Raw genomic sequence first — 3439 nt, 5'->3', positions numbered from 1 at the left:
GGACCCGGCCGGGTCCTGATAGGTCACGACCAGCTCGCCGTTCTGGGCGTCGATCGTGACGAGCGAGCCGTCCCGCGCGTCACCGCGCAGCAGCGCGCGTCCGATCAGGGTCTCCACCTCGTGCGAGATGTAGCGGCGCAGCGGCCGGGCTCCGTACACCGGGTCGAAGCCCTGGTGGGCGATGAGTTCACGGGCGGGCCCGGTGAGCTCCACGGTGATCCTGCGCTCCGCGAGACGCCGGCGCAGCTCGTCGAACCGGAGATCCACGATCCGCTCGATCTGGGCCAGGCCCAGTGGCCTGAAGAGCACGATGTCGTCCACGCGGTTGAGGAACTCCGGCCGGAAGTGCGCGCGCAGTTCGGCCATCACCTGTCCCCGCGCGTCGGGCTTGATCTCACCGTTCACGCTCGCGTCCAGCAGATACGGGGAGCCGATGTTGGAGGTCATGACGACGACGGTGTCGCGGAAGTCGACGGTACGGCCCTGGGCATCGGTGATCCGGCCGTCGTCGAGGATCTGGAGCAGGGTGTTGAAGACATCGGCGTGCGCCTTCTCCACCTCGTCGAACAGCACCACCGAGTAGGGCCTGCGGCGCACCGCCTCGGTGAGCTGCCCGCCCTCCTCGTACCCGACGTATCCGGGAGGCGCGCCGACCAGCCGGCTCACCGTGTGCCGCTCCTGGTACTCGCTCATGTCGAGACGGACCATGCTCTCCTCCGTGTCGAAGAGCGCCGCCGCGAGCGTCTTGGCCAGCTCGGTCTTGCCCACACCGGTCGGGCCCAGGAAGATGAACGACCCGATCGGCCGGCGCGGATCACGGATCCCGGACCGGGCCCGGATGATCGCGTCGGCGACCAGCCGCGCGGCCTCGTCCTGGCCGATCACCCGCTCCTGGAGGATCTCGTCCAGCCGGAGCAGCTTCTCGCGCTCGCCCTCCTGGAGACGGCTCACCGGGATGCCGGTCCAGGCGGCGACGATCTCGGCGATCTCGTCCTCGGTGACCACCTCGCGCAGCAGCCCGGTCTCGCCCTGCTTGGCGAGCAGCTGCTCCTCCTCGGCGGCGAAGCGGCGTTCCAGTTCGGTGAGCGTCCCGTAGCGCAGCTCGGCGGCGCGGTTGAGGTTGTAGGCGCGTTCGGCCTCGTCGGCCTCCTGACGGACCCGTTCCATCTCCTGGCGCAGTTCCTGGACCCGGCGGATGGCCTGGCGCTCGGACTCCCACCGGGCGTGCCCGGCGTCGGCCTCCGCCCGCACGTCGGCGAGCTCCCCGCGCAGCTCGGTCAGCCGGTTCACACTGCCCGGGTCGGTCTCCTTGGCGAGCGCCGCCTCCTCGATCTCCAGCCGGGTGACCCGCCGTGTCAGCTCGTCCAGCTCCGCGGGCATCGAGTCGATCTCGGTACGCATCCGCGCGCACGCCTCGTCCACCAGGTCGATCGCCTTGTCGGGCAGGAAGCGGTCGGAGATGTAGCGATGGCTGAGCGTCGCCGCGGCGACCAGCGCCGTGTCCTGGATCTTGACACCGTGGAAGACCTCCAGCCGCTCGCGCAGTCCGCGCAGGATGGAGATGGTGTCCTCCACGCTCGGCTCGTCCACCAGGACCTGCTGGAAGCGGCGCTCCAGCGCGGCGTCCGACTCGACGCGCTTGCGGTACTCGTCCAGCGTGGTCGCGCCGATCATGTGCAGCTCGCCCCGGGCGAGCATCGGCTTCAGCATGTTCCCGGCGTCCACCGCTCCCTCGGCGCCGCCCGCGCCGACCACCGTGTGCAGTTCGTCGAGGAACAGCAGGATCCGGCCGCCGGCCGCCTTGACCTCCCCGAGCACCGCCTTGAGCCGCTCCTCGAACTCGCCGCGGTACTTGGCCCCGGCCACCAGCGCGGCCATGTCGAGCGCGAAGACGGTACGGTCCCGCAGCCCCTCGGGTACGTCGCCGCGGACGATCCGCTGGGCGAGACCCTCCACGATCGCGGTCTTCCCGACGCCCGGATCGCCGATCAGGACCGGGTTGTTCTTGGTCTTGCGGCTGAGGATCTGGGTCACCCGCCGTATCTCCGCGTCCCGGCCGATCACCGGGTCCAGGGTGCCGGTCCGCGCCTCGGCGACGAGGTCGCGGCCGTACTTCTCCAGCGCCTCGTACGCGGTCTCCGGACTCGCGGAGGTGACACGCTGGTTGCCCCGGATCCGGGTGAGCGCGGCGAGGAACGCCTCCTTGGTGAGCCCGTACTCCTGGAGCAGACGTCCCGAGGCGGAGGCGGAGCCCTCGTCGGCCAGCGCCATCATCAGATGCTCGACGGAGACGTACTCGTCCTTGAGCCGCCGGGCCTCCTGCCCGGCGCTCTCCAGCAGCCGCGACAGCCGCTGGGTGACGAACACCTGGCCGGGCGCGGCGCCCGGCCCGGTCGCCCTGGGCCTGCGCGACACCTCGCCCTCCACGGCCTCGCGCAGGGCGGGCGGATCGACGCCGGCCTGACCGAGCAGCCGGGGCACGAGCCCGTCCGCCTGGTCGAGCAGCGCGAGCAGCAGATGCTCGCCGTCGGCCTCGGTCTGCCCGAGGCGTACGGCCGCGCTCTGGGCCTCCTGGAGGGCCTCCTGGGACTTCTGGGTCAGCCGGTTCATGTCCATGGCAGGTCGTCACTCCTCGCGCCGGCGCGGCGCAGCGCCGCCTCCAACCGGCCGATGCGGTCGAGCAGGTCGAGTACGAGACCGATGGAGGCGTAGTTGAGCGGAAGCCCGGCCCGCAGCCGCTGGACACGGGCCAGCGTGCGCGGGGCCGAGGGGTCGAACCGGAGCCGGCCGGCGGAGTCACGGGTGGCGTCCACCAGACCGAGCGTCACCAGACGCCGGACCAGATCGGGGTGGAGGCCCGAGCGGCGGGCCACCTCCTCCAGGCCGAGCCGGCGGACGGGCACCAGCTCGTAGACCCGGACCCGCCGGGTCTCCGGCCGCTGCCGACCGGTCGTCATCGCGGCCTCCTCGGGTCGAAGTCGGACGCGGCGGCCAGTTCCTCGAACAGCTCGCGCTCGCGGTCGGTCGGCCGGGACGGGACCATCACCCTGAGCTCGGCGTAGAGATCGCCGCCGGTGCCGCGCGGACGGGGCATGCCCTCGCCGCGCAGCCGCAGCCGGCGGCCACTGGAGGAGCCGGGCGGGACGGTCACCTTGGCGGTGCCGCCCGGAGTGGTCAGCGCTACGGTGGCGCCCAGCGCAGCCTCCCAGGGCGTCACGGGAAGCCGGACATGGATGTCCCGGCCCTCCAGCCGGTAGCGGTCATGGGGCCTGATCCGCACCCGCAGATACAGATCACCGGCGGACGCGTCACGGCCGCCCCGGCCGCCCTCGCCGGCCAGCCTGATCCGCTGCCCGTCCGTCACCCCCGGGGGCACGGTGACCTGGTAGTCACGGCGGCCGTCCGGTCCGGCGAGGCCGACGGCGCGCCGTCCGCCCCG

General features: G+C 72.4%; 3 protein-coding genes. All 3 read right to left on the bottom strand.

Annotated features, from left to right (window positions below):
- Positions 1–2616: ATP-dependent chaperone ClpB (gene clpB / locus BFF77_RS31230; RefSeq protein WP_066956796.1), on the bottom strand; the 2616-nt coding region annotated here is incomplete at its 3' end.
- Positions 2607–2957, bottom strand: a complete 351-nt coding sequence (locus tag BFF77_RS31225) for a chaperone modulator CbpM (RefSeq protein WP_066956795.1) — start codon at positions 2955–2957, stop codon at positions 2607–2609. The genes BFF77_RS31225 and clpB, both read right to left, overlap by 10 nt.
- The coding region (locus BFF77_RS31220; protein WP_281196665.1) for a DnaJ C-terminal domain-containing protein at positions 2954–3439 on the bottom strand (486 nt) is incomplete at its 5' end. The genes BFF77_RS31225 and BFF77_RS31220, both read right to left, overlap by 4 nt.

Source organism: Streptomyces lushanensis (assembly GCF_001700515.1).
GTDB classification, from domain to species: Bacteria; Actinomycetota; Actinomycetes; order Streptomycetales; family Streptomycetaceae; genus Streptomyces; species Streptomyces lushanensis.
The sequence above is the reverse complement of the archived record's forward strand: the minus strand, read 5'-3'. Positions and strand labels throughout refer to the sequence as shown.